Below are 24,907 nucleotides of genomic sequence, written 5' to 3'. Positions count from 1 at the left end.
CGCAGCTTCGAGATGAAGCTCGTTGATCCCGACGATCTTCAGGCTGGCGGTTCGAAGTAATTCGCCGGCGGCGGAAGCCAAGTTCTTGATGCGTCGCAATACGTCAAGCTGTTGCCCTCAATCTGCACTGAGGTCATATTGGGCTAGTCCACATGGGGGCTAATTTCAGAACTGATATTTTTAGAGAGGAATTGCGATGCTGCGTACCTTCTTCTCATGCTTTTTTGTGGCGGCGCTTTCGCTTTCTACAATGGCAGCCGATGGCGATCCAAAGCAGAAGGTTGAAGCAGTCGCCGCGGAATATGCGGCGAGCTTCAACAAGCAGGATGGCGCGAGGATCGCGGCGTTGTTCGCGTCCGGCGGCATCCACGTCAATCCGGCAGGTCCGCGCTCGGATATCGCCGAATTCTACCAAGGCGCCTTCAAGGCGGGCTTCGACCGCGAGGAAATCACGGTGGGCCAAGCGTGGCCGCTGGGTTCGGACATGGCGCTCGCCATCGGCAATTATCGTTTGACTGGGAAGAACCAAAGCGGCGCGCCCATCGAGACGGGAGGCATCTGGACGGCGACGTATGTGACCGAGGGCGGGAAGCTGAAGATTCGTTTGCTGTCGGCGATGCCCAAGCCGCCGCCTCCGAAGTAGGCGGGTGCCTCATGTTCGACACGACCACCACTGCCCTTTTGCGTGCGGTCCTCGATGAAGTCTGCGAGAGCGTCTCGCAGTGCGAGATCGGGATGCGCACGCACGTCGCCTCGAAGATTTTGGAAGCCGCCACGAAGGGCGAAGTCACCCACGAAGGATTGAGGCGAGTCGGGCGCGAAGCCCTTTCGCGGGCGCCGACCATGTGGCGCTGACCGGAGGGGCGGGATGAATTTTCAGGTCACGGTCCTGAAAATCCTGGTGAGCTATCCGGACGGCTTCGCCGTGATGGCGGATCTCAAGCGCGACATGGCGATCCTGGCGACAAGCGGGCCGGACTGGGCCGAGCGCACGAAGCGATTGGCCGCGCGGGTGCCGGACCTGGACGTCTTCTCGCAAGGCCTTGTCGAACGCCTGAACGGCGGCTGGCGGATCACCGAGAAGGGGCGGGAGGTGCTCGAGTTCATGGAGGCCCGTCCCATCGACCCGGCGCCGCGACGGGTCGAGGCGACGGTGCCGGCCACGCCGACGCCCTTGCCGCGGCCTCCGGCCGAAGCTGGCCGGCGCCGGCGCGAACGCCGTCAGCGCAAACGCGCCGCCCGAGAGTGGGCGCGGGCCAGCGCCTCATAGCTGAGCCCTTTCGAAGCCCGGGGCAGCGCTCAGCGTTCTAACGCGGCGGCTGCAATTCGGACGAGGCCATCCACCGGTCCATGTGAAAGGCCATTTCGATCTGGTGCAGTTTTCGCCGTATCTGTTCACGCTGTTCTTCTTGGCTCACTGTTTTCAATTGTTCGTCGAGCCGTGCTTTTTCGGCCGACAGGCGTTCGTCGAAGGTATGGGGGCTAGAGCGCTTCCGATGCACCGCTCTCTCCTATGTTGGTTAGGCGGGAGAACGACGTTGGTCTCTCAGCCACCGGCGCCCAATCGTCCGGCCGGTGATGACAGATAACGAATAAGCCAGGTAAGTAGTTCGAACCGAACCCCGCGCTCTCGGCGGATCCACGGGTCGGGGGAGCGGATGCTGCAATGCAGCTAATCCTTGGCCCACCGGCGGCACGCGAACCGACCGCCCTCCCCGATCGCGCAGGAACCTTGGATCCAGGCCGCCCTGGTCGGCGCTGCGGTAACGACGCCAAAAGCTTCAGTCAGGAACAGCGCCATCGTCGTGCGGTTGACTCCGGAAGACAACGCACGGAGGTCAACATGGCCACGGAAGATCGCGAGACGTTCAGCCTGATCGGAAGCGACAAGGTCGAGGGCACGAACGCGTACGACGCGAAGGGCGAAAAGGTCGGCTACATCGAGCGCGTCATGATCGACAAGATCAGCGGCAGGGTGTCGTACGCGGTGCTCAGCTTCGGCGGCCTGCTCGGCATCGGCGACGATCACTATCCGCTGCCCTGGCAGACGCTGAAATACGACACCAACCTCGGCGGCTATGTAGTCACCGGCATTTCCCAGGACCAGCTCCGCGGCGCCCCGAAATACGCCGACGAGAGCAGTTGGAATTGGAGCGACCCCGCGACGACCCGCTCCGTGAACGCCTACTACGGTGTGCCGGTGGCTTGAAGCGGCGCACTCTGGTGCCCGGCTGCCTGACGGCGGAGGTCGCTCTTCCGCCGGACCGCGGACCAACGCACCGCCGCACGCCAGACGACCCGGCTCGGTCGCCGAGGAGACTTGAAAGTGAGTGATGCCGTTCGTGTTCTGGTCGTGGAGGATGAGGCTCTCATCGCAAGCTTCGTCGAGGACGCTTTGTCCGACGGCGGTTTCGAGGCCTGCTCGGTCCCTTCGGGAGAGGCGGCCCTGTCCACGTTTCGCGATGGCCGCGAGGGATGCCGGGTCCTGCTGACCGACGTCAACCTGGGTGACGGCATCAGCGGCTGGGAGCTGGCGCGGCAGATCAGGGAAATCACACCTAGCTTTCCTGTGGTCTACATGACGAGCGCCAGCGCGCCTGACTGGCAATCGCAGGGCGTCGACGGCAGCGTCCTGATTCAGAAGCCCTTTGCGCAGGCGCAATTGGCCGCCGCTGTCTCGCAGCTACTCGATACCGGGACCCCACCGGCTTGAACCGGAATCCTTGTGAGTTTCCGATCCTCGATCGAGCCCGTAAGGGCCGCAGCGGATCGTCGCTTGCTCGCGCTATCCTTTAGCCGCGCGTTGCGGCCGCGGCGCGCGCCGCCGCGACCGCCATCCAGTCCCGTAGCAGGCCTCTGTCCTCTCTCGAAAAAGAGGCGCGGTGCTTGAGATCCTCCAGCGTCTCGCCGTCGACTGTGGCCTGATCGACGCCGGCGAGTACACGGAGGCCGCGAAGGAGTGGGAAGCGCAGCTCAAGCCGAAGGAGTCAGGCTCAGGAAACTACTACAACAGCCAGCATGCCTACCTGGGGCAGCGCTACATCGATCTGGCCTTCACGCGCTACCATCAAGGCCGCTTCGATGAGGGCGCGCTTGCCTAGTACCTCAACATCAAGCCAAAGAACCTCCCGACTTTCGAGGCTAAGTTTGGGGGAGGCCACTGATGTATGTACTCGACAACCGGTGATTTCGTCCCTGCACCGCAACTACTACCGGCCGCATTTCGTGTCGCTTTGGAATGCCTTCGACGGCATGCTCGCCAGTGGGCGGTTCACTTCGACGCGAGAGGCGCTGCGCGAGTTGGAAGACCATGGAAGCGAACCGCTCGATTGGGCCAACGCCAACCCGACCTTGTTCAGCATCCCCGACGCGAAAGAGGGTGCGTTGTCGCTTCCATCTATGCCATCGATCACTTCCAAACCAATATCGAGCGTCAGAAGATACTGCAGGGCGGTCGCAACGCCGACCCCTTCTGATCGCCCGCGCGGCCGTGCTCGGCGCAACGGTGGTGACCATGGAGCAGTTCAAGCCGAACGCGGCGAAGATCCCCAACATCTGCAAGCACTTCAATGTGCCGTGCGTGGACTTGCGCGGGCTTCATGGCGAAGGAAAGTTGGGTGTTCTAAGCAAATTGGCCTGGAATGGAATCGGCCGTCAGCCCATTCTTGACGGTGGTCGCTGCGATGCAGACCAAGAACATTCCGAAGAAGACGTCGGCCCAACCCAAGCCATAACTTTTATGACCGGTCAAGCACACGGCAGCGGTCAGCAGGACGAGAAAAGAAGCAGTGAAGACCGAACCGGCCCCAATCAAGCCATGGCAAAAATCAGTATGGGACCGATCGAGACAAATACTGGCAGATTTCCCAACAGGGATGATTTCGTTAGTCGGAAATTTCCTCGGACCGATCTCCCGATCGGGTCGACGGATGGCGATTCTTGGGCCGTGCGTCGAGGAGATCCGGCAACGGCGGCATTTGCGGGCGCGCCTCCTGACTCGGCTGGCCGTCCGGATCGTCCTGGGCCGCATCCATCTGCCTGCGGCTGATCAACCACCCAATCAGTCCGACAATCACCAGCAATGCGCCCGCCACCATCAGCCAGTGCGGATATCGCATGTCGGAGAGGATGCTCAATTGGCACCTCCGATGTTTTGGCCGATCACGGTTGAGCTCAAGCTGGACCAGCCAGCGGATGTTCCCGCAACCCGAGCGCGCGTGCAAGTGGTCAGCGCGTTAGATGCATCAGGAAAGCCTCGCAGGCATTCTCGGCATCGGCGAAGGTGTTGAAGGGCGAACCGCGGGGGGTCTCTCTCGATCCGATAGGCGGTCGACGCACTGAATGATGCCTTGGCCGCCGCCACTGGCGGGCTATCGGTCTGACGGTACTTCATGTAGAGCCTCATCTGGTGATCTGTGATGTGTCGGCCGGGCACGCGAGTGATTCCTCTTGGCGGAAGAACCACTTGCATAACCCCGCCGGCCGCGATCACCAGTCGGCGCGGTCCTCCTCGGGATCGCGCCGACGCTGGGCTCGTAACTCCGGTCGGGCTACGCCCTCCCTACGTCACGAGCCCAGCGAAACTCTCTCACCTTGATTGACGCTGCCTTCCATCCTGATCGCCGCGCGACACGGTGCGCCGCCGTGGCGGCCGCAAGCGGGCGATCGGGACCCGGGCGCCGATGACGGTGGCGATGGCGCCGAACGACCGCTGGTCGCTCGACTTCGTGTCGGATCAGCTCACCGATAGTCGCCGCTTCCGTATCCTCACCGTGGTCGATGATTGCACCCGCGAGTGCCTGGCGCTGGTAGCCGACACGTCGCTCTCCGGCACCCGTGTGGCGCGGGAGCTGGACCGGCTGGTGATGGAACGCGGCAGGCCGAAGATGGTGGTCAGCGACAACGGCAGCGAGCTCACCAGCAACGCCATCCTGACATGGGCCAATCAGAGCCGTGTTGCATGGCACTACATCGCGCCGGGCAAGCCCATGCAGAATGCCTTTATCGAGAGCTTCAATGGCCGGCTGCGGGATGAATTGTTGAACGAGACGCTGTTCACGTCGCTGGCCCAGGCCCGCGTCGCGCTCCGATGCTGGCGGACCGATTACAACGACGCACGACCACACTCGCGGCTCGGATGGAAGACGCCGTCCGAGTTCGCCTTCACCTGCCATCCGCGCCGGGATCTGGCGCTGCGCTATGCCGAGGGCTCCGCGCCAGCTCCCGTCGCTACCACCGCCCAACCGGGCAAATCCAACAGCCGGGGCGAACTCAGGACTGGATAAAACTTGGGGGCAAGGTCACCTCGGCATCGATCGCGTCATTCTTTTGCCGCTTCACAAACGGCTTTACGTAGGCGGGAGGGATTAGCCGAACTTCATGGCCAAGCTGGGCGAGTTGACGGGCCCAGTGATGGGCTCCGCCACATGCCCCCAGAGCTACCGTGCAACTCGGCTGGGCTGCGAAGAAATCCAGCAGCTTTCCTCGGCTGATCCGTTTGCTGAATATAGCTCGCCCTTTCCCGTCTGCTCCATGAGCGTGGAAAACATGCTTGGCGATATCCAGACCGATTATGATAACCTCTGACACGGACGCCTCCCTTAAGTGGTGCTCAACACCTCCACTTTGGCACATCGATGCCGTCGGGCGGGGCGTCCACCCCATCATAAAAAGGCAAAGAGGTCCGCTTTCCGGGTCTAAGCAGATATTTTCTGCTCATCAGAGTTTTGCCGGTTACCCGCGCAGCGGACGGACGACTCACTGACGCTGGAAATCAGCTGCGCGAAGTCTCGCCCGATCCAGAATAATGATTTTACGCTGCGTCGTGCCCACAAAGTCGAGTAGTCCCGCACGGCGCATTTTGGACAAGGCGCGAGATACAGTCTCTAGAGTCAGTCCGAGATAATCGGCGATATCCCGTCGCGTCATCGGGAGAGCCATAACTTGCGAAGCTACACGTTCGTCCATTTCCACGAGAAAAGCGGCCACCCTTTCAATTGAGTCTTTGCGACCCAAGAGCAACATATGGTCCTCGACGTGCTTCAAATTCAGCGTAGCCATGCTGAGGAGCTCGCGAGTTACGAGGTTGTTGGTCTCGGCGACCGTCTCCAACGTCTGACGCTTGATCAAACGCAGTGTGGTCTCAATGATTGCCTCCGCAGTGAACCGGTGGGCATCGTCATCGGCGAGACCAAAAATATCTCCCACTAAGTGAAACGCGCCAATCTGCCGTCGGCCATCGGAGAGCAGCTTGTATGTTCGCACGGCGCCCCTTTTAACTTGATAGACGTATTCGGCCGGCTCCTTTTCGCCGTAAACTTCCGTCCCTTTTCTATAGGTGATTTCGTTCAGGCTTACAGCGGCGCCTGAATGGCTCGCTATACCGAAGTCGCCGAGCGTATTGATGTGGGGCTTACTGTTTCGAGTGGTGCGCAGAAACATGGGTAGCTCCATCGCACTTTCCAGTAGAACCGTAGTTGCCAGTAGAGCGTAATTGGCGCATGTACTAAGGAACATTGTACCAAGGTACAGGAGAATTCAGACGCGGAATGAGAGGTTTCTCCCTCAATTTAGACGCCGCCGAAGCTTCTTAATCAGTCTCCGCAACTCCTTCGCGTACTCGGAAATCACGCGCAGAGCCTCCTCGGTCTTGCTCGCGCTACGACCAAGTCGGCGCTTGCGTACCTTTGGGCTGCGGGCGGCCTTCATACCGGCATGCTGATGGAGCGCCGGTCAGTTCTTTTGAGCTAAATCAAAAGCCCAGACTTTGACTACCCGGTTCGGCTGAGGTCTGTTTCTGCGCCTCTCGGACGTCGTGCAATGTCAGCTTCTATGCCGCTGTTGGGGGGTCAAAGCGTGGCTCGCCCGTCGGCCGCATTATCATGTCCACTTCACGCCGACTTCCGCGTCATGGATCAATCAGGTCGAACGCTGGTTCGCTGAGCTCACCCGAAAGCAGATCCAGCGAGGTGTTCACACCTCCGTCAGGCAGCTCGAGGCCGACATCCGTACCTTCATCGACCCGCACAACAAAAATCCCAAGCCCTTCAAATGGACCAAGTCCGCAGACCAGATTTTGGCTTCCGTCAAACGCTTCTGCCACAAAGCCCAGCAGACTTTATGTGGCGAACTTTAGATTCACGTGACTAGCGAGCGCCCTTATTCAGGAACTCGGGAAAACTAGGCAATACGCCCGAGGATCCGGCTCGGAGTACGGATGGCGGATATACCGCCGGCGGGCGACGCCGCGGGCGGGACGTCGGCCGACCATCGATGGTGCCAATGGCTAGCTTCGGATCGCTTCGCTGAGGCACATCAACAACGAAATCTCGGTGATCGGGGCGTCGTTCCGAGCGAGAAGGCGGGAAATGGCTACAGAGACTCTCCAGGCGCGGGCTGACGCTCGGGCTCAGACTTGGCGCCGATCATCAGGGAGCTACAGATGGCCGGCAAAACGAGTCTGAGAGCCATTGCTCAGGGGTTGAAAGGCAGGGATTCTAACACAAGAGCAAATGGTCTGCGGTCCAAGTACAGCGCGTATTAGGCCGATTTAATGGTGGCCGAAGTCTGTGGCCGCCGCCGGGCTCTAATTCATTGTCACGGCGGCGGTGTTCATTTCCCGACAAGAACACTGCGTTGTTTCAGCCGTGTTTCGTCCCGCAAGGGAAATGCTGTTCCTTTCTAGAAACTTAGGCCATGTGGCTGGCTGCTGCTGGCGCGCCTTCGCCCCAAGCAAAAGACCGGGCCCGCAATCCCCTAGGTCGGAAGCTCAGCGGCGGGTGGGAAAAAAACGCGCAGCGTGCTGTTCGCCGGAGGCTAGAAACCGGATGGACTGAATCGCTTATACGGTTATCGGGCTGTTGCTGCTCTTTGTGGCAGCTAAGTTGTTTTGGAAATGGCTCCCAGTAACGGTGCGGCCGTTTCGATCCGCTGATTGTGGTGAAACGGACTAAATTTGCTCACCGCGAGTTCTTCGCTTGTTGACCCCACGGCAAAGAAGCTGGGAATGCCGCGCCGGGTCCGATGTCAGGGCTAGCCTCGACCTACTTCTTCGTAATCTAGGCTGGCTCTTTGACCGGTTGCAGCATCCAGGTCTCACGCTCTTGCGCCAAAAAGCACATCCCTTGCAAAACTGCGCTTGAGCTACGCAAAAGCTGTGTGAGAGCGCTCCAAATCGTAGCTTGACTCAACGACTTCATAGTTGAATTTGAGTAAGCGGAGCGCATTTCGCCATCATAACGCTCTTCGAAGACTCGCTCTCGCTTACGATTCGCGAGAACCGACCTGCCAGGGCGAGCTAGACATAGCCGCTCACGGTTTTACGTAAGTCCAACCCGTCTCCTGCAGTTCCATCACCCGCACCACGCCTGACTTTACCACCTGCGCCTGAGAAACAATCGGTATGTCCTTGTGCTCGGCTTCGTGCATCTTTTCTTGGGTGTTACCGCAAGCCTTGAATGATACCTCCGGCATGCTCAGCGCCATCTGCTCAATTCGAGCTTTCACCGGGGACGTGTCATCGCGAAGCATATGCAGTCCGGGCCCGAACGTGATCACCTCGATTTTAACTTTCTCCCCGAGCTCCCCATAATGTTGCGTAACGTTCGCGGCGTTGTTCAACGCGAGATTCATCGCGCCAGCGTCATTCGTGTTGACCTGAAGGATCAAACGGTGCGTTTTGGAATCCGCGGCCATCGCCTCGAGAGAGGGTCGCTTCCGCGGCTGCTTGGCAGCGAACCGTTTCGTCGAATTTTTCACCAGCGATCGCCCCTGCGGGGCTCGATTGGTCTTGGTCTTATCGGAGGTCGGAGCTGAGGGGGTTGTCAGCGCCGGGTACGGGGCCGGCGTCATAGTTGTCGGCTCGGATGGCACCCAGTATCGTCCGCCTTGCTCCGCCGCCGCCATCTGAGCGGCAAGCAGGACCGCGAAGGCTCCTATAGCTGCGGCTTTCGCAATGCGCTGCGAGATGCTCATCGTATTTCTCCCTCGTGGTTTTGCTGAGATAGTCAAATAGCCAGGCGTTTCGCGCGGCATGTTGCCCGGCATCGCGGTCATCCAATTGAGAACATGTGATGGGCACCGAATTCGACGCCCGGCTTCGTATCGCAGACCCGCCTACCGGGCTACGCCTCGTTGATGAGGTCGCTAGTCGCATGATTATCGCCGCGGCCTCCGATTGTCGGTTTAGCGTGGCCGCCACTGCAACTGGTTGAGAACCCGCGTCTAAATTCGCTCGACTTTCGTTCATGATGGTGAGCTTGCGGGCGAACGCCTTGCTCCCGTTCCATCGATCAGTGACTTCCACGAATCGCTGCAAAGTCACAGCAGTGTTACGAGCGGGGCTATACGCTGTCCTATGCCTCTTAGGGAGAACTCACGTAACCATTTCGGGGTAGGCTGCGAACCCGCAAGCCTAAAGAGACATGTTCCGCGTGTCGCGCGGCGAATTTGGACTTTTGATCCAGTGGAGTTGGCGTATGGAGAATTCCACATCCAACTTGCGTGGAAGTTGGAGTGGCGTTCGACCTGCTCCGCCGCAAAGTGGTTGTGGAAATATCTTTAGTGGGAAGACTTCCCGCAATGGTCGTAGGTCCGATAGAGGACTTTGTGCATCGTCATTCATGACTTCCGAAGGGGATCCACTGTGGAGCCTGTTCTCGGCGATCCGCCCGTGACTTGGCTGTGCGTCCGGGATGGCATCTCGAAACTCGAAGTCTCTAAGCACGATCACGGCGGTTCCGACGGTCGCTCTTTCGGTGCGACACCTGCCGCAAAGTAAGAGAGATCCTTCCGTGTCGATGAAATCGAGCGGCCCTTAAACGCAAGACAATTTGCCAGAGCCGCGCGGACGAGCGAGGAAAGCCCTTCAAAGCGTGCGAACGAGACGCGCCGGCGTTCATGATATCCGCCGGATCAAAGGTGACCTTGATAGGGCGCTTCGCAGCGATGCCGCCGACATGGCCGCATCGCTCCAGTTCCGCCTTTAGACCATGCAGCGTCAGGTGCGGCGTCTGAGTGATCCGCTCGACGATGAAGGCGCGGTGCGGATCAAGGAGGGGGGCGGACACCGCGCATCTTGCCAGGCGCAACCGAGCCTGTCCCCGCTGCCGCTTTGACCACTTCACAACCGACGAGACCGCAACTCCCACAGACCGGCAGCTCGCGCCCACCAAAACCGACGCCACCACACGCTCGCGAAGATCCAGGGAAAGAGGTGGGGTTTTGCGATGCTGGCGCCTGCAATCCAGTCAGCATCTTGAATCACACTCCGCCAAAGAGGTGAGGGCCGCCCGCCGGACGGTGTCGTTTTGGAGAGCAGAGCATGCAGGGCACACGTTCAGCGGCTCAAGCTGGGTCCTTTCCTCCTCACTCGCTGAGCGGAGACGGAAGTAGGCGTTGGTCGGCATGACTGACCTACGGTACTCGCTTGGAGGCCCCCGGAGTGCTGGCGGAACAGAGAAGCAGGCCGACAGTTCATCAACGGGGCGTGCGGATCGACTTGATCCGACTGATCTGTGCGGCCAAACTCCGCTTTCGGAGCCTGCTCTGATTTGAATTGCGCCTTGGCTCAGCGTTCGCACGCAATGCAGGTTATAAAGCAACTGATAAGGCTCCTGTGCGCATTCCCGCACCAATCGCCTATATAGTCCTCTACGTCGCGTTATACGCGGCGTTCGGCGCCGCATCTCCATTCTGGCCAAAATTCTTCGAAACGAGAGCTCTGGCGTCTCAGCAGATCGGTCTGATCCTCTCTGCTGCAATGCTGATGCGGCTCGTTTCCGGACCGTTGCTTGCTAGGCTGGCGGATCAGCTCGGGTCATTGCGCCTCGTGCTCGCAGGCTGTGCTGCCGTGGCGGCCTCAGCAGCCGTCGCATTGCTCTGGGCCGATAGATACTGGTGGCTGCTTCTTGTCGCGTTGGTTCAGGCTGCCGCTCTCGCCCCTACCACCTCGATCGCCGATGCGTTATCGGTCAATACAGCGAGGCCTCGCTTCGCCGGAAGGCCATTCGAGTACGGGTGGATACGGGGGGCTGCTTCCGCGGCTTTCGTCCTGGGAACACTGGTCGCCGGACAACTCGTCAGCCCAGCCGATCTCACGCCGGTTATCTGGATGAACGCTGTCTTCCTGATCGCCGCCACTGGCGCCACTGCATTGCTACCCGGGCAAGCCCGATCGCAGAGGTCGCCGTCCTTCGCTGTGTCAGAGCTGAAAGCCCTGATGAGCGTGTCGCAGTTTCGCATCATGATTATCGCATCGGCTTTGATCTATGGCAGTCATGCAGTGCACGATGCATTTGCAGTGATCAGGTGGAGCGATGCGGACATCAGCACTTCGGCGATTAGCTTTTTGTGGTCGGAAGCGGTGGTCGCTGAAGTGTTGGTGTTCATGCTGGTCGGCCCAGCACTCCTGGAAAGGTTTGGCGTGCGTGGCGCGGCTATCTTGGCAGCTGCGGCTGGAATCGTCCGCTGGTCCGTAGCGGGCGTGACCACCTCCCTATTGCTGCTCTCGCTGATACAGCCATTGCATGGATTAACGTTCGCTCTGCTCCATCTCGCTTGCATGCGGATGATGGGAACGCTGGTCGCACCAAGCGTCGCCGCAACTGCGCAAGCTCTCTATGCGTTTGGCTCAGGATTGCTAACGGCAGTACTAACCTTATTGTCCGGCGCACTGTATGCTCCCTATGCCGGGGCGGCGTTCTTTCCCATGGCGGCGCTCTGCATCATCGCGCTCCCCTTAGCCTGGTTTGGCTTCGCCGATGGGAGAGGCTGATACTTCGGTCGAGCGAACGGGGAGGACCACCAGTCTGCGCTCCGCCGAAAGCGCATCTGGGCTGCATCTCCTGTCTCGCGCGGTTGGTAACTTCGGCAGTCGGACGAGATCCTGTGCGAGCTCAGTGGCGCCGGTTTCTGTCGTCATGCGGACCTTGCAGAAAGGTGTCCCTATCGACATCAGCTCGTCTTGGATCTCCGCTATGTCAATTTTTCGCCGATGTCCAAGCGAGGACCGTTGCGGCTCAACCAAGGAGCCGGCTTCGCCCGAACATGAAACCAGTCGGTGCGAACCTTCTGGCCACCTCGAGCGCTTGGTTCTCGCTGCATTCCAGCGCGATCTTTTGTGAAAGCATAACATCTCCAACCGGCAGATTGCCACGCGGCATGAAACACAGGCCCCGCATCGCGCGCCCTTTTTCGTCGACCTCGCAGACGTTCGTCGACGCGCCCGCGTAGATCCTATATTTCCTGCCAGTATCGCCGCCGGTGACCTCGAAGTAACCCTTTTCCGTGAACTGTGCACGCTGGGCCGGCGATAGCCACGCCCGCAAGAGCTGCAGCGAGCGGCCCTCCGGAGTTCGTTCGGCGCCGTGTCTGATAAAGAGAGCCCGAATAGCTCTCGCGCGCCGGCCTTCACGCGGGCGAGAAAAGCCCAACATGGCGCGGGCCGATCACCCGCCGACCAGCCTGGGGAAGAAGACGGTTTCTTCCGCGTTCGGGTCGAACGATCGCATTTTCGATACTTGACCCGGACCCGTCCGGACTGCCGCGGTGAAGCCGCCGTCGGTCAATTTGTGGAATCGCTGCTCGGCCTTTTCGAGCTCTCGCGCGTCTTCTGGATTGAAAAAGTGACGGCTATCGCCGGTACTGTCCATCACGATCTGGATCGCCATGATCGTCATCCTCGGAATGATGATGGGCAAGACTTGTCCAAGTATCCCGCCGAAGTCGCGAAGTTTCAAGACAAGAAATTGCCGACTAGCCCAGACCTTCTCTTGGCGGCTGGCAAGGATGCCTGGCGCGGCCACACCGAACCGTATACCGTCGAGCCCTCAAACAACGTCTGAGTCGGCTTCCCAGCCCGCTAGCTCGTCGGGATTTAGCGGCCGCTTACGAGTTACGATGCAAGCGCCAAGGCTGAGATCAGCTGCTCGATTGAGCCTTTTGGTGGCCGTCCAGTATATTGGGGGCGGCCGTCTCCTTTTCGTGACCGTGGTCTGCAATGAAGCCGAAGATGACGGCAAAGCTCGCCTTCGACACGCTGGCAAGGGAAGCTTCGCCAGGGTGTCAGGTTTTGCCGCCAAGTCGGGCGAGTTCGCGACCCCTTACCTCGACAACATGGAGGCCCGCTTTGAAGAACAGGACCGGATGACGGTGCGTAGTGAACCGGCTGAGCGGTATTAAATCCGATCGTGTAAATACGCAGGGCGTGCGGCGAATGCTTGAGCGCTCCGAGCCGAGCATGTTCCCGCCAGCTAGGAACCAGCCGGAGCCAGGAGATTTATTCGTTAGACGTAATTTCGAAGGGTGTACCAATGGCGATCGATGCTTTTAGAGGCACAACGCCGCTGTTTCTTCCTGAACGTTTTTTCGTCGGGCGGCTAGAAGGTTGGGCAGTACTAGAAAGTCTAGTTGGCGGACTACTGAACCGCGCAACAATTGCCGGTCACGGCGAACTAGATGCCGACACTGATACAGTGCTGTTCATCGAGGCATATACATTTGACGATGGTCACAGCGATACTTTGCATTGGACGATCCGAAAGGGTGAGGAAGGCAAGTACACCGGCTTAGAAAACAGACTGGAAGGTGAGGCCATTGGGGAGCAAGGCGGTTGCGCATTCCACTGGAAATACACTCGCGATACGCCGCAAGGAGGCGGTAGATCGTTCAAGCTGAATTTCGACAATTGGTTTTACGGAATCGATGAACGAGCTTGCATAGTCCGCGGCCGTGCTGGCCGCGCTGGTATCCCGTTTGCGACGGCGCACGTGACTTACCGTAAGCTTTAGCCTCGCTGGTGTCTGCCGCTGCCACAGGCGAGATCAGGTGGGAGGCACAGGGAAAATTGGACCGCGGGCGCAGGTTGTCGGCAACTGCTGGCAGACGTCTCCGTATGCCTCGCAAAGCTCCGAGGGCGGCTTTATCGAAAATGACGGCTAGTGTCACTCAGCAGGATGCCGGTCGAGCTACCATCAACAACACGGCTTATTGCCAAAGTGTACAGCCCCGTGTTTAGCGAGACTGCACCCGAAGCACGGTAAGCCGCCCTGCCATACTCGTTGTGCAATGAGCCTGCGATGTGCCCCTCTCCAGTCTTCCGTACGTCGGCTTGTGGCCCCAATGCGGGCTTTGCCGCGCTACCCACCGACCGTCAGGTTATCTGCTTACCGGACATGCGTGTGCGGTTCGTCCGAGATCAGATTTGCGCCAGTAGACGCTTTCGCTTTAACGGAATGGAACAATGGCGAAGTGATCTGATTTGAGTTTGTTACGGCTCAGCTGGGATAGATCCCGACTATTCCTCGAGAAGCTTTGTTCATCAGGGAAGGTGCTTCACATGAATAGCGAAGGAAAATCATCAAAAGCGGGGGAACGGGCTGCTGAAGGCTTGCGAGGCGACTGCTAGAGAAGAAGCGAAGAACGAGAGCAAGACGGGCCACGATCTTGCTAAGGGCGCTGATCGCTTCGATGAACGCGCTAAAAGCTCCGATGGAAGAAGCGCGAAAGAAAAACAAAAAGGGTGACTTCATACAGCAGACCCGGCACGGTGTTTCCGTGGAAGAACCCTCATGCAGCGGCGATAGCTGACGGAGGTGACCGCCTGTTGGCGCTGCTGGCCTCCGTCACGAAGAATGCAACGCCGGTCGCCCAGTGAAAGCAGTTGCTTGAAACGGCGCCGTTTTCCCGATCACGCCTCCCCTTTTTGACCCGGCGCGATCCCGCTGCATCCGCCGTGCCGTCTTCGATTGCACCGTGGAGAGCATTATGATGGCGCCGCACGCGCGGCGTGTGACTCGATCGAGTTCGCCAATCGAATCGGTCTGCTTTGCGGCGAGGCGCAGCTGTTCGAAACCATGATCTTCGGAGGCTGGCTCGATCAGTTCCAGAACCGCTGCTCTACCTGGGTCGAGGCCGAGGCGATGCATGACGAAGCGGTCGATCAGGTTCGCCGGGGCCACCTGCGGGTGATCAAATGACCGACGAGAGCGTGCTTCATCTGCCCTATCGCTACCGGCTGGCGATCAACATGCTCGCAATCATCAACTCGATGTTCGGGCGCGACATACGGATGACCGCGCTGTTGACCCTGCAGCGCGGCGAGATCGAGGACGCCGCCGAAGGCGATGCCGGTCGATTTGAGGCTTTGGCGGATGCTGTCGGTTATGTGCTGATCGCCCACCGAAAAAGCGCCCCACTCAGGGGGCTGAAGTGGGGCCGTCACTACGCCGGGACCAGCCAATGGGGATTAACTGGGCTCGGGCGTTCCATTCGTTGTCTGGGGTGGCGCGACCGGCTTGCGTCGGAACTTGGAACTAGACGTCGCACGGCCTCGTCCCAAAAAGGCGGCCCCAACTCGCTGGGTGGGCAAAGTTGGGGCCGAGAAAGCTGTTCGAAGGGGCATGATTGTAGCGCGGCAATCTGGGTAGGAAGTGCGCGGCGATCAGGATGGCGAGGCAGTGTCGCGGCCTGATGATGATTGCCGCGATGATTGTCGCGCGCAAGAGTTTTGTTGAACTCTGATTGTCGCGCAGCGTCAATCAGCCACGGTTTTAGGTGTCGCGTGCGATGGCGGCCGTCCTGGACCGCGTTTTCGTTCGAGGGCGGTCCGTCTGCGATAGCTCTCGACGTTCATCTCGACGATGGTGGCGTGGTGAACGAGGCGATCGATAGCGGCGAGGGTCATGGCGGGATCCGGGAAGACCCTGTTCCATTCGCCGAATGGCTGATTGGCGGTGATCAGCATCGAGCGGCGCTCGTAGCGTGCACTGATGAGCTCGAACAGCACGCTGGTCTCGGCCTGATCCTTGGTGACGTAAGCGAGATCATCAAGAATCAGGAGATCGAAGCGATCGAGACGATTGATGGCCGCCTCGAGGTTAAGCTCGCGTCGCGCTAGCTGGAGCTTCTGCACGAGATCGGTGGTCCGGGTGAAGAGGACGCGCCATCCGTTCTCGATGAGGGCCAGGCCAATCGCTGCCGCCAAGTGGCTCTTTCCGCCGCCGGGCGGGCCGAACAACAGCAAATTGGCGCCCTTGCCCAGCCAGCTGTCACCGGCGGCGAGCGCCATCACCTGCGCCTTCGAGATCATCGGCACGGCTTCGAAGTCGAAGCTGTCGAAGGTCTTTCCGGCGGGCAAACGTGCTTCGACAAGGTGTCGTTCGATCCGACGGCGGCCGCGTTCGGCGATCTCGTGCTCGGCGATGGTCGCGAGGAAGCGGCCGGCCGGCCAGCCTTCCTTGTCGGACTGTTCGGCAAATTGCGCCCACAGCACCTTGATGGCAGGCAGCCGGAGCTCATTGAGCAACAGATTGAGGCGCGCGGCATCCACCGTGTTCGTTACGCTCATGCGGCACCTCCGGTCTCGGCGGTACCGATGAGGCATTCGTAGGTCGCAAGCGGCACGAGCTGCACCACGACGTTCGGCAGGTTGGCGGGATCGGGGGCGAAGTGAGCACGTAGCCGGTTGAGGTCGGGCAGTCGGCCGGCCTCGAGGTCGGCGGTGAGCTGATCGGCGAGTTCGGTCTCGCAGCCGCGTTCATGAGCGAGCGCGAGGAGATCGACCATGATCCGGCAGGCTTTTTTGTCCGGCAAGCGTTCGCGCAAGCGATCGAAGGTCTTCCGATAGGCATCGCGCGGGAACAGCCGATCTCGGTAGACCAGATTGAGAAGCGCCATCGGCTTGCGCCGCAGGGAATGGATCACGTGCCGATAATCGACGACCTGGTCGTACTTGCCATTGGGATGCGGCCGCCCACGCGGCAGGGTGACGAGATGGGTGCCGCCGACGAACACGTCGAGACGATCATCGTAAAGGCGCACCCGCAGCCGGTGACCGATCAGGCGCGATGGCACCGTGTAGAACACCTTGCGCAGGGTGAAGCCGCCGGACGATGTCACGCGGACGATCACCTCTTCGTAGTCGGAGGTGCGCCGATCGGGCAGCTCCTGCAACACCACGCGCTCGCTATCGATCCGCTTGGCGTTGCGGGCATTACGGCGGCTGACGATCTCGTCGATGAAGCCGCGATAGGTGGCAAGATCATCGAAGTCGACAGTTCCGCGCAGCAGCAAGGCATCCGCGATTGCTCGCTTGAGATGACCGTGGGGCCCTTCGATCGAACCATTCTCGTGAGCAACACCTCGATTGTTGCGGGAAGGCCGCATGCCGTAATGGGCACAAAGGGCCTCGTATCGCTGCGTCAGATCGTCCCGTGCATCACGATCGAGATTGCAGAATGCGGCCGACAGACTGTCGGTCCGATGCTCCCGCGGCGCCCCACCGAGCGACCAGAGGGCATTCTGCAGGCCTTCGGCCAAGGCAACAAAGCTCTCGCCGCCAAGCACGACATGGGCGTGCTCGAACCCGCAATAGGCCAAACGGAAGTGATAGAGACGATGATCGAGCGGTGCACCCGCAATCGTAACACCCAACTCGTCCATGTCTGTGAAGTCGGAGAGGCCGAGTTGGCCAGGCTCGTGGGTTTGGCGGAAGATCACCTCCTGCTCCTCGCCGTGGATCGCCCGCCATGCACGGATCCGACGTTCCAGGGTACGACGGATACCGCTGCCGAGATCCGGATGACGCCGTAGCATCTCCTCGAACACCGCCACCGGCCGTAAGCCAGGTGCCGCCTTCAAGATCGGGACGATCTCGGTCTCGAACACGTCGCTCAGCGGGTCCGGCCGTCGCCGGCCGCGGGGCGCCTTCCTTTGCGATGGAAATCGGGGGTCTCTCTCGATCCGATAGGCGGTCGACGCACTGAATGATGCCTTGGCCGCCGCCACTGGCGGGCTATCGGTCTGACGGTACTTCATGTAGAGCCTCATCTGGTGATCTGTGATGTGTCGGCCGGGCACGCGAGTGATTCCTCTTGGCGGAAGAACCACTTGCATAACCCCGCCGGCCGCGATCACCAGTCGGCGCGGTCCTCCTCGGGATCGCGCCGACGCTGGGCTCGTAACTCCGGTCGGGCTACGCCCTCCCTACGTCACGAGCCCAGCGAAACTCTCTCACCTTGATTGACGCTGCCTTCCATCCTGATCGCCGCGCGACACATGATGCTGGCCCAGCCCCAGCATCAAGCTGCCCAGCTCCCAACATGCATCCGGCTCGGTAATCTGGCGATATGGCAATCGATGTATGGGGTGGCGCGACGAGGCCGCCTCCTGTTAGGACGGATGGCGCGGCCGATGTACTCGTGCGTCGATCCTCGCGCTCCCGCGCGTGCTCGATCTCATTCCAGAGATCGATGACCAGCACCCGGATGCCATCGCGCAGGACCGCATCACGCGCAGAACGGATGAACCGAAAATGAACGCAGACGAAATTCAAATCCGCATTAGGAACGAACCGGCAGCTAGGAACGGTTTGTGAAAGGGATGGTCCGCAACGGGTCCAAAACGGGCTGTGGGGGTCAGTTCTGTCGTACGTCCGCTCTGCTCGGAAGAGCAGCCAAGCGGGAGTTGCTGCGATGGGCGGCTTCGGGCCAACAACGGACGTGGGCCAATTGCGTGAGGACTAAGCGACATAGAGCACGCGTTGAGGCCGCCCGACGGGATGGCCTCGGTGATTGCGAGCAAGCGGCGGGTTTCACTTCGCTGCGTCGGCACCCGCCTTTGCAACTTGGCCATCCTGAACTGACGTCCCGCCAGAGACGCCGATCGCCCCGACAATCTTGCCATCCACATTAATGGGAATGCCGCCTTCTAGCGGGGATGCCCCACGGAGTGCCAAGGAACGCAAACCGATGCCGCCCTGAGCCACGAGATCCTCGAACACCTTGCTGGGGCGCCTGTAGTTAATCGCGCTCTGTGCCTTGTCCTCGGCAGCCATGAGAGAGCCGTATTGGGTATTGTCGAGCTTGTGCAACATCACCATGTGGCCCGTGCTGTCGAGGACGACGATGGCCATTGCCCAATTGTTCTTTACGGCCTCCGCTTCCGCGGCAGCCATCACTTTCTTGGCCGCCTCAAGCCCAAGTGGCGCTCCATAAGGCGTTATCGGAGGTGGGGATGGCGCCTGTTGAGCGCTGGCTGTTGCCGTGAATATCACGGCAGCCAGGATGGAGGCCACTAGCGTCTTGCCCTGCGTCCTCATGTTGTTGTCCTCCCGATATCTGGTGGTTGACTAAATAGTTAGCCCCCTGCGCTTGGACCACTTGCGATTGCAGGATTGCGCCAATCCGTACGAGAGTCCATTGGCAGAATAGTGGCGCCGGAGCAAAAGGCAGAGCGGCCCCTCTTCAGACGGGCCACCTTCGATCGGCTGCGTGTCAAGGACCGCAACGCGTCACGAGCGTCGCCCTCTGCGATAGAGGGCCGCTCGTCGGCTTCCGCTATTCCCCGTTCACGACCGAGATCACGCGGCGCTGCAATAAGCAGCGAAGGCCCATAACCGGACTCATGCACCGTTGGTGCGGGCTCGAGCCGAGTCCGTATATTTTGATTTCGCGGGCCTTTCTCTCGGTTTGATCGTACGGCCTTTGTGCAGCCGGGTCATTGGTCGGGAGATTTTACACCCCTCTTACAAACTTTCGCATTGCGCTATCGGCGAGAGCCGGATCGCGGTGCAGATAGTTGGCATCCAAGGTCTCGACCACGATCCGCGCTCCATCCTGTCACTTTGCCTACCAGCGCTTCGAGCTGCTTGTGGTCGTTGTCGGATATTTTACTTGTAGTAACCGACACCGCATCCTAGCTCGCCAACTTTCGTGACGAAGCTGATTTTTGGAAACAGCGGCTCCGTGGTGCCGGGCTTGGGAAACATATATGGCTTGATTTCGGTGATTTGGCCTTCCGGTTTCTGCGCGGCGGCATAAAGCGCTTCGCCGTAGGCTTCGCCCTTATTGTCTTTGAGCGTGCGAACATCGGTGCCAGCCTTGACCGCTTTCGGCGTCGCGAGCGTCTTGGCGTCTGAGATTCGGAAACAGAACGGATAAAGATCGCGATCGAGGAATCCGTCCTCGCCCTTAGTGAACTTGATCAGGGCCACGACTTGATCCGCTTTGACCGCCGCGATGGCCTTGTCGAGCATCGCCCGCGCCTCTTGTTCTGTGCCGCCTTGCTGTGCGAGCGCAGTGCCCGAGAACGCGAGAACCGCCACTGTCGTCAATGGTACGCGCATGGTCTCCTCCTCGCTTGGTTGAACCTTCGATTGGCCGCGCCATTCTGTGCCCAGGATAGGCGAATTTCAACAACGTCAAATACGTTGCTTACTTATCGTCCCCCTCGGCGCGGCGAAGTCCGCAATGTGCCAATCGCCGAAGAACTTATGACGAGCACAACGGGTCCGCTCCGACCCACATACCGGACCTGACAGCGCACAGGACACTTCGTCGCTTCGGGCCATAACCGGAAATACAAGGTTCACTCGATCACCTCGTCGGCGCGGGCGAGGATCGAACGCGGGATTGTGATACCCAGCGTCTTGGCGATCTTTAGATTGGCAATCAGATCAATTTTGGTCGGCTCCTGGACGGGCAGATCGGAAGGCTTGGCCCCTTAGGTTTCTTGTCGACGTAACCGGCGCATTGGCCGAAAATGGCTTTGATGTTAGGCATGTAACTCAAGAGACCGCCTGCATCGCTAAGAAGCACGCTCGGCAGACGGTGCTCGCGCGCAAGATCGCCCAAACGCGCCCGATGTCTGTAAGTAAGCGACGAGCCAAGCGCCACCACGGCTTCGGCGTGCGCCCTATCCATCGCGGAATGGCAGATACGTCACTATTGCCTATGGTTGGGTGGGGCACTGGTAGTGAAAGCAGAGGAGAGGAATAGTAATGAATCGTGTTACGATAGCCCTAGTCTTTGTCCTGATCACACTATCGCCTGTTCATGCCCAATCTTCGGATTGGAACAGGACTATCCGCCAGCAATCCTGGTCCGGAATCGCTTACCGCGACGACAACGCCTACCGTGAGCAAGTTGAACGTTCCTTAGACCCTTCCAACCTTTTGGTATCAGACTCACAGAAGCAACTGATCAGGAATCAATACCTTGAATATCTGCGGCATCAAGAGCAGCAGCGTATTCAACAGCAAGGGCAAAGATACGAGATAAAGCGGAAACGGCAGCGCTAGCGAACGCGGTATCAAACTCCTCGACCGTTCTGGCGGGCACGAGTGCAATGTGACCGCCAGCTTCTGCGCCGCAACCTCCATCGACGGCATCGCGACCTTATGCTGCTCGTATGTCGAATCCCAGAGGATCGCGATCCGCCGGGCGCTGGGCACGGCTTGCGCCAACATCTCGAAAATCTCCGGGCCAAAAAGCCCAAAGCCGGTCAGGTTCTCGCCTGGCCGCGCCAAGCTTGCGACGATCCCTTCGGCGACAGGGTCGGCACTGAAGCAGAATACGGTTGGGACGGCGTTGCCCGCTTGCCGCAGCGAACGAATATAAGTCGTGTTCGCAGCCAACGATGAGATCGAGATCGAGCCGCACCAACTCCGCGGCCTTGGCGGCTGCGAGCGGGTCCGCTTGACCGCTCGCCCAGCGGTATTCGACCACACTGTTCTTGCCTTCTATGTAGCCAAGTTGGCGTAGCCCCTCGCGGAACGCCTCGATGGGCGGCAGGGAGGCGGGACGAATGTTGGTTCCTAGATAGCCGATGCGCGGGATCTTCGTTGCAGTCGGTTGCGCCCGCGCGCCCCCGAAAGCCGCAGCGACGAGCAACCCGGCGATAATATCGCGGCGCCGCATGAGTACCTCCTCGGCTATAGCGAGGAGCAATGAGCTGAGCCTAACGCTGCCGATATTATCAGTTCAAACACGCGCAGAGGGTACAAACTTCAGGCCGCCTCCCGGAGGATCGCCTCGCAAACGATTGCGCAGCTGACGGCTGGTCGACGTCGGCTCGGGGTCAAAGCCCGCAATACTCTGATTGACTGAAAAGTTATGCTTAGACGCGCAAAGCGGACGTCTTGCCTTTAACTACACCCCAAGCCGCCCCGCAAATTTACGGTGGCGTTAAGAGAGACAAGCCAGGATGGCGAGTACAACGTCTGCGCCAAGATCACCCGAATACGTCGCCAACAGAATCCCTACACCAAGGACAACGCCAACCACTTTAAGTGCAAGCATCTGAGTCGCCTCCGTTCACTATGGTAGGCTGGACTCAAATTGTTTCCGGCCCGCTTCGAGGAAGCGGCAAATGGTGTCGTTCACCGAGCCGTTACCTTAGGGAGCTGACTGGTCATAAGACGACGAAGGCCCGCGGTGTTTTTTGAAAGGTCCAAAAAGGGCAACACGATTGGCTGATTCACAAGCGTCGCGCTTTGTCACAAAACCTTGACGGACGTGTGCAAGCGTCTGGCAGCTGGGATTTCAGTACCCAGACTGGAATGCATTTGCGAACGCTGCCCGGCGAACATACCCCGCGCGAGCAGTGTGCAATATGGTCTCTTATTTTGAGGTTGGTGCATGTTCAGTGCGGAAACTACTGCGGTCCTTAGAGCAGTCCTTGAAGAAGTCTGCGAAAACATCCCCGTTAGCGAAATCGGTGCCCGAACACATGTTGCGTCGAAGATCCTTGAGGCCGCGGCACAGGGACATGTTTCGACCGACGCATTGAGAACGGTGGGCCACAAGGCCCTGAATCAACCTACGACGTTGCGTCGATTTAGGGTCTGCCGGGTTCACGCTAGCCGGCCATCAGTTCCTTATTGACTGCCAGCGGAACCAATCTCCAGGTCTAGGATTTAACCGTTTGCTTCTGGCCCCCGAGTCAGAAGACTGGAAATAACGGCTCCGGTTTTGCAAGTCTGGAGCCGTATTTATTTGGCTCTGCGAGGGCGCCCTAAATGCGGTAATGGGCCCTGCTCCGAGCAAGGGGTGATGATGGTGGCTGTCCCGGATAGATGATGAAACAGGCGTTGAGTCGGCGCGTACTCGTAATCCTTCGTTCGCTTCGCTCCGCTACCGACCGTTTTTGTGACCAGCAGCAAATTACGCGAAGGGCCAGGAACAGACTCATGCACCGCAGCAAACAGCACCATCAATCAATCACGTCGTCGGCAACAAGTCGAAACGCGCGGATAACCGTCAGCCCCAACTCTCTCGCCGTCTTGAGATTGATCACCAGCTCGAATTTGATCGGCCGCTCTACGGGGCAACTCTGCTGGCTTTGCCCCTTTCAGGATTTTGTCCGCATACGTGGCGGTCTGCCGGGCAAGATCGGGCAGGTTCGCTCCGAATTCCCTGGCTGCCCCCATTGCCGGCAATCTGTTGTTCGCCGCAATGCTCGCGATGCGTCTGTATTCGCCAAACAGCAACGGGCTGGGCTCCAGTAGCGCGATAGGTCGGCACAAGAGACAAAGTTCACTGCCCCTTGCAAACCGGCGTTGGCTGTTGCGCCGGTGCTGGACGATCCTTCTTGTATTGAGCGAGGATCGGACCGAGGGTTTCCTCTGGCCAAAATTTCGGAGCGCCGATTTCGTTCAAACAGGAAGTGTTCCAATATAGTCCCACGACGGACAGCGGCCGGCCGGCCGGCACTGCTCGCGCGACGGCTTCGATGTCGGCAGAGTCAGGATAGATGTAAAGCGTCGTCGGATTATTCTTCACTATCGCGATGATTTGCCCCGCGTCCGATGGCGACCAACTAGTGCAGCCGTTGCTGCGGCCGCCAGCGTAATCCTCCAGCGTTCCAAAAGGAACGTAACCGTCGTGGTTTGCGTATGGACTCCGCGGATCTTTTCGAAGACAGACGTTCCTCAGCAATTCGGCCGGATGCCCGCCAATCTCGCGCTCTCTGGCGTTTGCGGCCTTCCCTTCGCCGTCAAACTGAACGAACGAGCGGATCAAGACCGCGTCTTGTTTCGCCGAGACGCGATAATAGCCTTTGAAAGACGTCTTCGTCTCGGCGGTGACATAGGCTCCCCCGGCTGTCAGCCTCGAGTCCATCGCATTACCGAAGTTCTTGGCACACCGTCTTCCGTTTGCGAAATCCGCGATACCGTTCAAATTGCGACCGCCGCCGTGCCCCGCCGAAATCGCACGAAACGATCGGTCGGATTCGCACACAACGTAGAACCGGCGTCCCAATTTGCCATCGCTGAGGACGTTGGGACGCGTAGCGTCCATCGCGAAGTAGCAGGGATTTTTAACCACGCCTTTGCTCACTTTTTGCTGGTAAAGCGCGCGCGCCCTCTGCAAGACCATTTGTGCGATTTGACCTTCGCCTTCGCCGACATTGGCCCTCAACCAAGCCGGAAGGTCCGACGATTGCGACGCAGCAAAAGACTGCGGCGACCCCAATAAGGCGACAATGATGAAAACGCCGAAGATATTGGCGACAACCGGAAGGAGGGATCTTAACCGCAACGGATCAATTCTCCTTTCGAAGCGTTTAGCATGCTAGTTCAAGTGTCGTGGCGTGTTCAACCGTTAGCGCTGGATTACGTGGCCGGACGAGCGGCTTACTTCGCAAGGGCGCTCACAATCGTCGTGACATTATGCCTGACCATGTCGATGTAACTCGGAGCCGCGTCATTTCTCGGTCAAGCTATCCGAATAGAGTGTTCCGCCGATCGCTGCGCCGGTCTCGGAGGCAATTTGGCGCAGCGGCCTGGACCTTCAACAACATGTTTTCAGCCTATGCGCTTCAGGGCATCTCACATGCCAAAAAGGGCCAGTACACGCGCGAGGAACTGGCCGCACTCGCCCAAACCAACGTGGATTCGCTCTCATGCAGTGCAGCAAACAATTAGACGAAGCCGCCAACCTCACTGCAACAATATGGCGCTCGGTGCGATAGCCAATCTTCAGTCAACGGCTGGACGATCCTATGCCACGGTGACCTCGACCACGGCTCCGCGGCCGCAGCAGGCGCACAGCAGCCGCCGCCGCTACTCGGCTGCGACTATTGCTGGTCGGACCGTTTCTGGACGCTTGGCGCGCAGTTCGAGAGGTCC

At 59.5% G+C, this 24,907-nt stretch carries 24 protein-coding genes and 8 pseudogenes; 15 read left to right on the top strand and 17 right to left on the bottom strand.

The features are described from left to right. The first annotated feature begins 196 nt into the window (after nt 1-196). Genes QA642_RS16705 through QA642_RS16695 form a run of 3 tightly spaced genes read left to right on the top strand, consistent with a single transcriptional unit; the run spans nt 197 to nt 1,270 of the window. Nucleotides 197-643, top strand: a complete 447-nt coding sequence (locus QA642_RS16705) for a nuclear transport factor 2 family protein (protein ID WP_283085609.1) — start codon at nt 197-199, stop codon at nt 641-643. Between the two features lie 11 nt (nt 644-654). Beyond that, nucleotides 655-855 (top strand): hypothetical protein, encoded by a 201-nt coding sequence (locus tag QA642_RS16700; protein ID WP_283085608.1) that lies wholly within the window; start codon nt 655-657, stop codon nt 853-855. 13 nt (nt 856-868) lie between these two features. Beyond that, nucleotides 869-1,270 (top strand): hypothetical protein, encoded by a 402-nt coding sequence (locus QA642_RS16695; protein WP_283085607.1) that lies wholly within the window; start codon nt 869-871, stop codon nt 1,268-1,270. Between the two features lie 37 nt (nt 1,271-1,307). Here QA642_RS16695 and QA642_RS16690 read toward each other — a convergent pair whose 3' ends face one another. Next, nucleotides 1,308-1,502 (bottom strand): hypothetical protein, encoded by a 195-nt coding sequence (locus QA642_RS16690; RefSeq protein WP_283085606.1) that lies wholly within the window; start codon nt 1,500-1,502, stop codon nt 1,308-1,310. 341 nt (nt 1,503-1,843) lie between these two features. Here QA642_RS16690 and QA642_RS16685 point away from each other — a divergent pair, with 341 nt between their 5' ends. The 3 genes from QA642_RS16685 to QA642_RS16675 all read left to right on the top strand — a co-directional run bounded on the left by QA642_RS16685 (nt 1,844) and on the right by QA642_RS16675 (nt 3,101). Next, entirely contained in the window at nt 1,844-2,209 is a 366-nt protein-coding gene (locus tag QA642_RS16685) for a PRC-barrel domain-containing protein (RefSeq protein ID WP_283085605.1), read from the top strand. Between the two features lie 117 nt (nt 2,210-2,326). Then, a complete protein-coding gene (locus QA642_RS16680; protein WP_283085604.1) occupies nt 2,327-2,713 on the top strand; it encodes a response regulator in 387 nt (128 codons plus the stop codon). A gap of 169 nt (nt 2,714-2,882) precedes the next feature. Beyond that, nucleotides 2,883-3,101: a hypothetical protein gene (locus QA642_RS16675; protein ID WP_283085603.1), complete on the top strand. Its 219-nt coding sequence runs from the start codon at nt 2,883-2,885 to the stop codon at nt 3,099-3,101. A gap of 783 nt (nt 3,102-3,884) precedes the next feature. On the opposite strand, the gene QA642_RS16670 is transcribed toward QA642_RS16675, so the two are convergent. Both QA642_RS16670 and QA642_RS16665 read right to left on the bottom strand, forming a co-directional pair. Then, a complete protein-coding gene (locus QA642_RS16670) occupies nt 3,885-4,136 on the bottom strand; it encodes a hypothetical protein (protein ID WP_283085602.1) in 252 nt (83 codons plus the stop codon). Between the two features lie 170 nt (nt 4,137-4,306). After that, nucleotides 4,307-4,471, bottom strand: a pseudogene (locus QA642_RS16665) (IS21 family transposase); the annotation flags it as partial. 160 nt (nt 4,472-4,631) lie between these two features. Here QA642_RS16665 and QA642_RS16660 point away from each other — a divergent pair. Continuing rightward, nucleotides 4,632-5,285: pseudogene (locus tag QA642_RS16660) on the top strand (IS3 family transposase); the annotation flags it as partial. 19 nt (nt 5,286-5,304) lie between these two features. Here the strand turns inward: QA642_RS16660 and QA642_RS16655 are convergent. Then, nucleotides 5,305-5,589: pseudogene (locus tag QA642_RS16655) on the bottom strand (transposase); the annotation flags it as partial. Nucleotides 5,590-5,757: 168 nt separating this feature from the next. Next, the gene (locus QA642_RS16650) at nt 5,758-6,441 is read right to left on the bottom strand and encodes a helix-turn-helix domain-containing protein (RefSeq protein ID WP_283085601.1); all 684 of its coding nucleotides are present in this window, start codon (nt 6,439-6,441) and stop codon (nt 5,758-5,760) included. Between the two features lie 406 nt (nt 6,442-6,847). On the opposite strand from QA642_RS16650, the pseudogene QA642_RS16645 reads away from it, so the two are divergent. Further along, nucleotides 6,848-7,135 (top strand): annotated as a pseudogene (locus tag QA642_RS16645) (IS630 family transposase); the annotation flags it as partial. 1,175 nt (nt 7,136-8,310) lie between these two features. Here the strand turns inward: QA642_RS16645 and QA642_RS16640 are convergent. After that, a complete protein-coding gene (locus QA642_RS16640; RefSeq protein WP_283085600.1) occupies nt 8,311-8,973 on the bottom strand; it encodes a DsrE family protein in 663 nt (220 codons plus the stop codon). Between the two features lie 998 nt (nt 8,974-9,971). Beyond that, nucleotides 9,972-10,247, bottom strand: a pseudogene (locus QA642_RS16635) (IS630 family transposase); the annotation flags it as partial. 368 nt (nt 10,248-10,615) lie between these two features. Here QA642_RS16635 and QA642_RS16630 point away from each other — a divergent pair. Then, nucleotides 10,616-11,773, top strand: coding sequence for an MFS transporter (locus QA642_RS16630; protein WP_283085599.1), 1,158 nt, complete (start codon nt 10,616-10,618; stop codon nt 11,771-11,773). Nucleotides 11,774-12,017: 244 nt separating this feature from the next. On the opposite strand, the gene QA642_RS16625 is transcribed toward QA642_RS16630, so the two are convergent. Together QA642_RS16625 and QA642_RS16620 are read right to left on the bottom strand one after the other, a co-directional pair. Continuing rightward, entirely contained in the window at nt 12,018-12,434 is a 417-nt protein-coding gene (locus QA642_RS16625; protein WP_283085598.1) for a hypothetical protein, read from the bottom strand. Nucleotides 12,435-12,446: 12 nt separating this feature from the next. Further along, nucleotides 12,447-12,668 carry a hypothetical protein gene (locus QA642_RS16620; protein WP_283085597.1) on the bottom strand — a complete coding sequence of 74 codons (222 nt, stop codon included), beginning with the start codon at nt 12,666-12,668 and terminating at the stop codon, nt 12,447-12,449. A gap of 274 nt (nt 12,669-12,942) precedes the next feature. On the opposite strand from QA642_RS16620, the gene QA642_RS16615 reads away from it, so the two are divergent. The 5 genes and pseudogenes from QA642_RS16615 to QA642_RS16595 all read left to right on the top strand — a co-directional run bounded on the left by QA642_RS16615 (nt 12,943) and on the right by QA642_RS16595 (nt 15,469). Further along, nucleotides 12,943-13,179, top strand: coding sequence for a hypothetical protein (locus QA642_RS16615; protein WP_283085596.1), 237 nt, complete (start codon nt 12,943-12,945; stop codon nt 13,177-13,179). A 131-nt stretch (nt 13,180-13,310) separates the two neighbouring features. Continuing rightward, nucleotides 13,311-13,787, top strand: coding sequence for a DUF3833 family protein (locus QA642_RS16610; RefSeq protein WP_283085595.1), 477 nt, complete (start codon nt 13,311-13,313; stop codon nt 13,785-13,787). A 548-nt stretch (nt 13,788-14,335) separates the two neighbouring features. Continuing rightward, nucleotides 14,336-14,522 (top strand): annotated as a pseudogene (locus QA642_RS16605) (hypothetical protein). A 222-nt stretch (nt 14,523-14,744) separates the two neighbouring features. Then, nucleotides 14,745-14,975 (top strand): hypothetical protein, encoded by a 231-nt coding sequence (locus QA642_RS16600; RefSeq protein ID WP_283085594.1) that lies wholly within the window; start codon nt 14,745-14,747, stop codon nt 14,973-14,975. Then, entirely contained in the window at nt 14,972-15,469 is a 498-nt protein-coding gene (locus QA642_RS16595; protein ID WP_283085593.1) for a hypothetical protein, read from the top strand. Before QA642_RS16600 ends, QA642_RS16595 begins: the two co-directional genes overlap by 4 nt. 63 nt (nt 15,470-15,532) lie before the next feature. On the opposite strand, the gene istB is transcribed toward QA642_RS16595, so the two are convergent. From istB to QA642_RS16550, 8 genes and pseudogenes are all read right to left on the bottom strand, one after another. Beyond that, nucleotides 15,533-16,345, bottom strand: a complete 813-nt coding sequence (istB, locus tag QA642_RS16590) for an IS21-like element helper ATPase IstB (protein ID WP_208764263.1) — start codon at nt 16,343-16,345, stop codon at nt 15,533-15,535. After that, complete coding sequence (istA, locus tag QA642_RS16585) at nt 16,342-17,892, bottom strand: IS21 family transposase (protein ID WP_283084030.1); 1,551 nt, start codon at nt 17,890-17,892, stop codon at nt 16,342-16,344. Before istA ends, istB begins: the two co-directional genes overlap by 4 nt. A 697-nt stretch (nt 17,893-18,589) precedes the next feature. Beyond that, nucleotides 18,590-19,096, bottom strand: a complete 507-nt coding sequence (locus tag QA642_RS16580; RefSeq protein WP_283081124.1) for a heme-binding protein — start codon at nt 19,094-19,096, stop codon at nt 18,590-18,592. A gap of 570 nt (nt 19,097-19,666) precedes the next feature. Next, nucleotides 19,667-20,122 (bottom strand): cache domain-containing protein, encoded by a 456-nt coding sequence (locus QA642_RS16575; RefSeq protein ID WP_283085592.1) that lies wholly within the window; start codon nt 20,120-20,122, stop codon nt 19,667-19,669. A 242-nt stretch (nt 20,123-20,364) separates the two neighbouring features. Beyond that, nucleotides 20,365-20,448: a hypothetical protein gene (locus tag QA642_RS16570; RefSeq protein WP_283086911.1), complete on the bottom strand. Its 84-nt coding sequence runs from the start codon at nt 20,446-20,448 to the stop codon at nt 20,365-20,367. Between the two features lie 514 nt (nt 20,449-20,962). After that, nucleotides 20,963-21,412 (bottom strand): ABC transporter substrate binding protein, encoded by a 450-nt coding sequence (locus QA642_RS16565; protein WP_283085591.1) that lies wholly within the window; start codon nt 21,410-21,412, stop codon nt 20,963-20,965. Between the two features lie 1,900 nt (nt 21,413-23,312). Then, entirely contained in the window at nt 23,313-24,317 is a 1,005-nt protein-coding gene (locus QA642_RS16555) for a hypothetical protein (RefSeq protein WP_283085589.1), read from the bottom strand. A 95-nt stretch (nt 24,318-24,412) separates the two neighbouring features. Then, nucleotides 24,413-24,563: pseudogene (locus QA642_RS16550) on the bottom strand (zinc ABC transporter substrate-binding protein); the annotation flags it as partial. Between QA642_RS16550 and QA642_RS16545 the strand changes: the two are divergent. Beyond that, a pseudogene (locus QA642_RS16545) lies at nt 24,560-24,679 on the top strand (DUF1007 family protein); the annotation flags it as partial. The pseudogenes QA642_RS16550 and QA642_RS16545 sit on opposite strands and share 4 nt — an antisense overlap. Nucleotides 24,680-24,907: the final 228 nt, after the last annotated feature.

The organism is Bradyrhizobium sp. CB2312 (assembly GCF_029714425.1).
In the GTDB taxonomy this organism is placed as follows: domain Bacteria; phylum Pseudomonadota; class Alphaproteobacteria; order Rhizobiales; family Xanthobacteraceae; genus Bradyrhizobium.
Note: the sequence above shows the minus strand (reverse complement) of the source record. Positions and strands in the feature narration are given on the sequence as shown.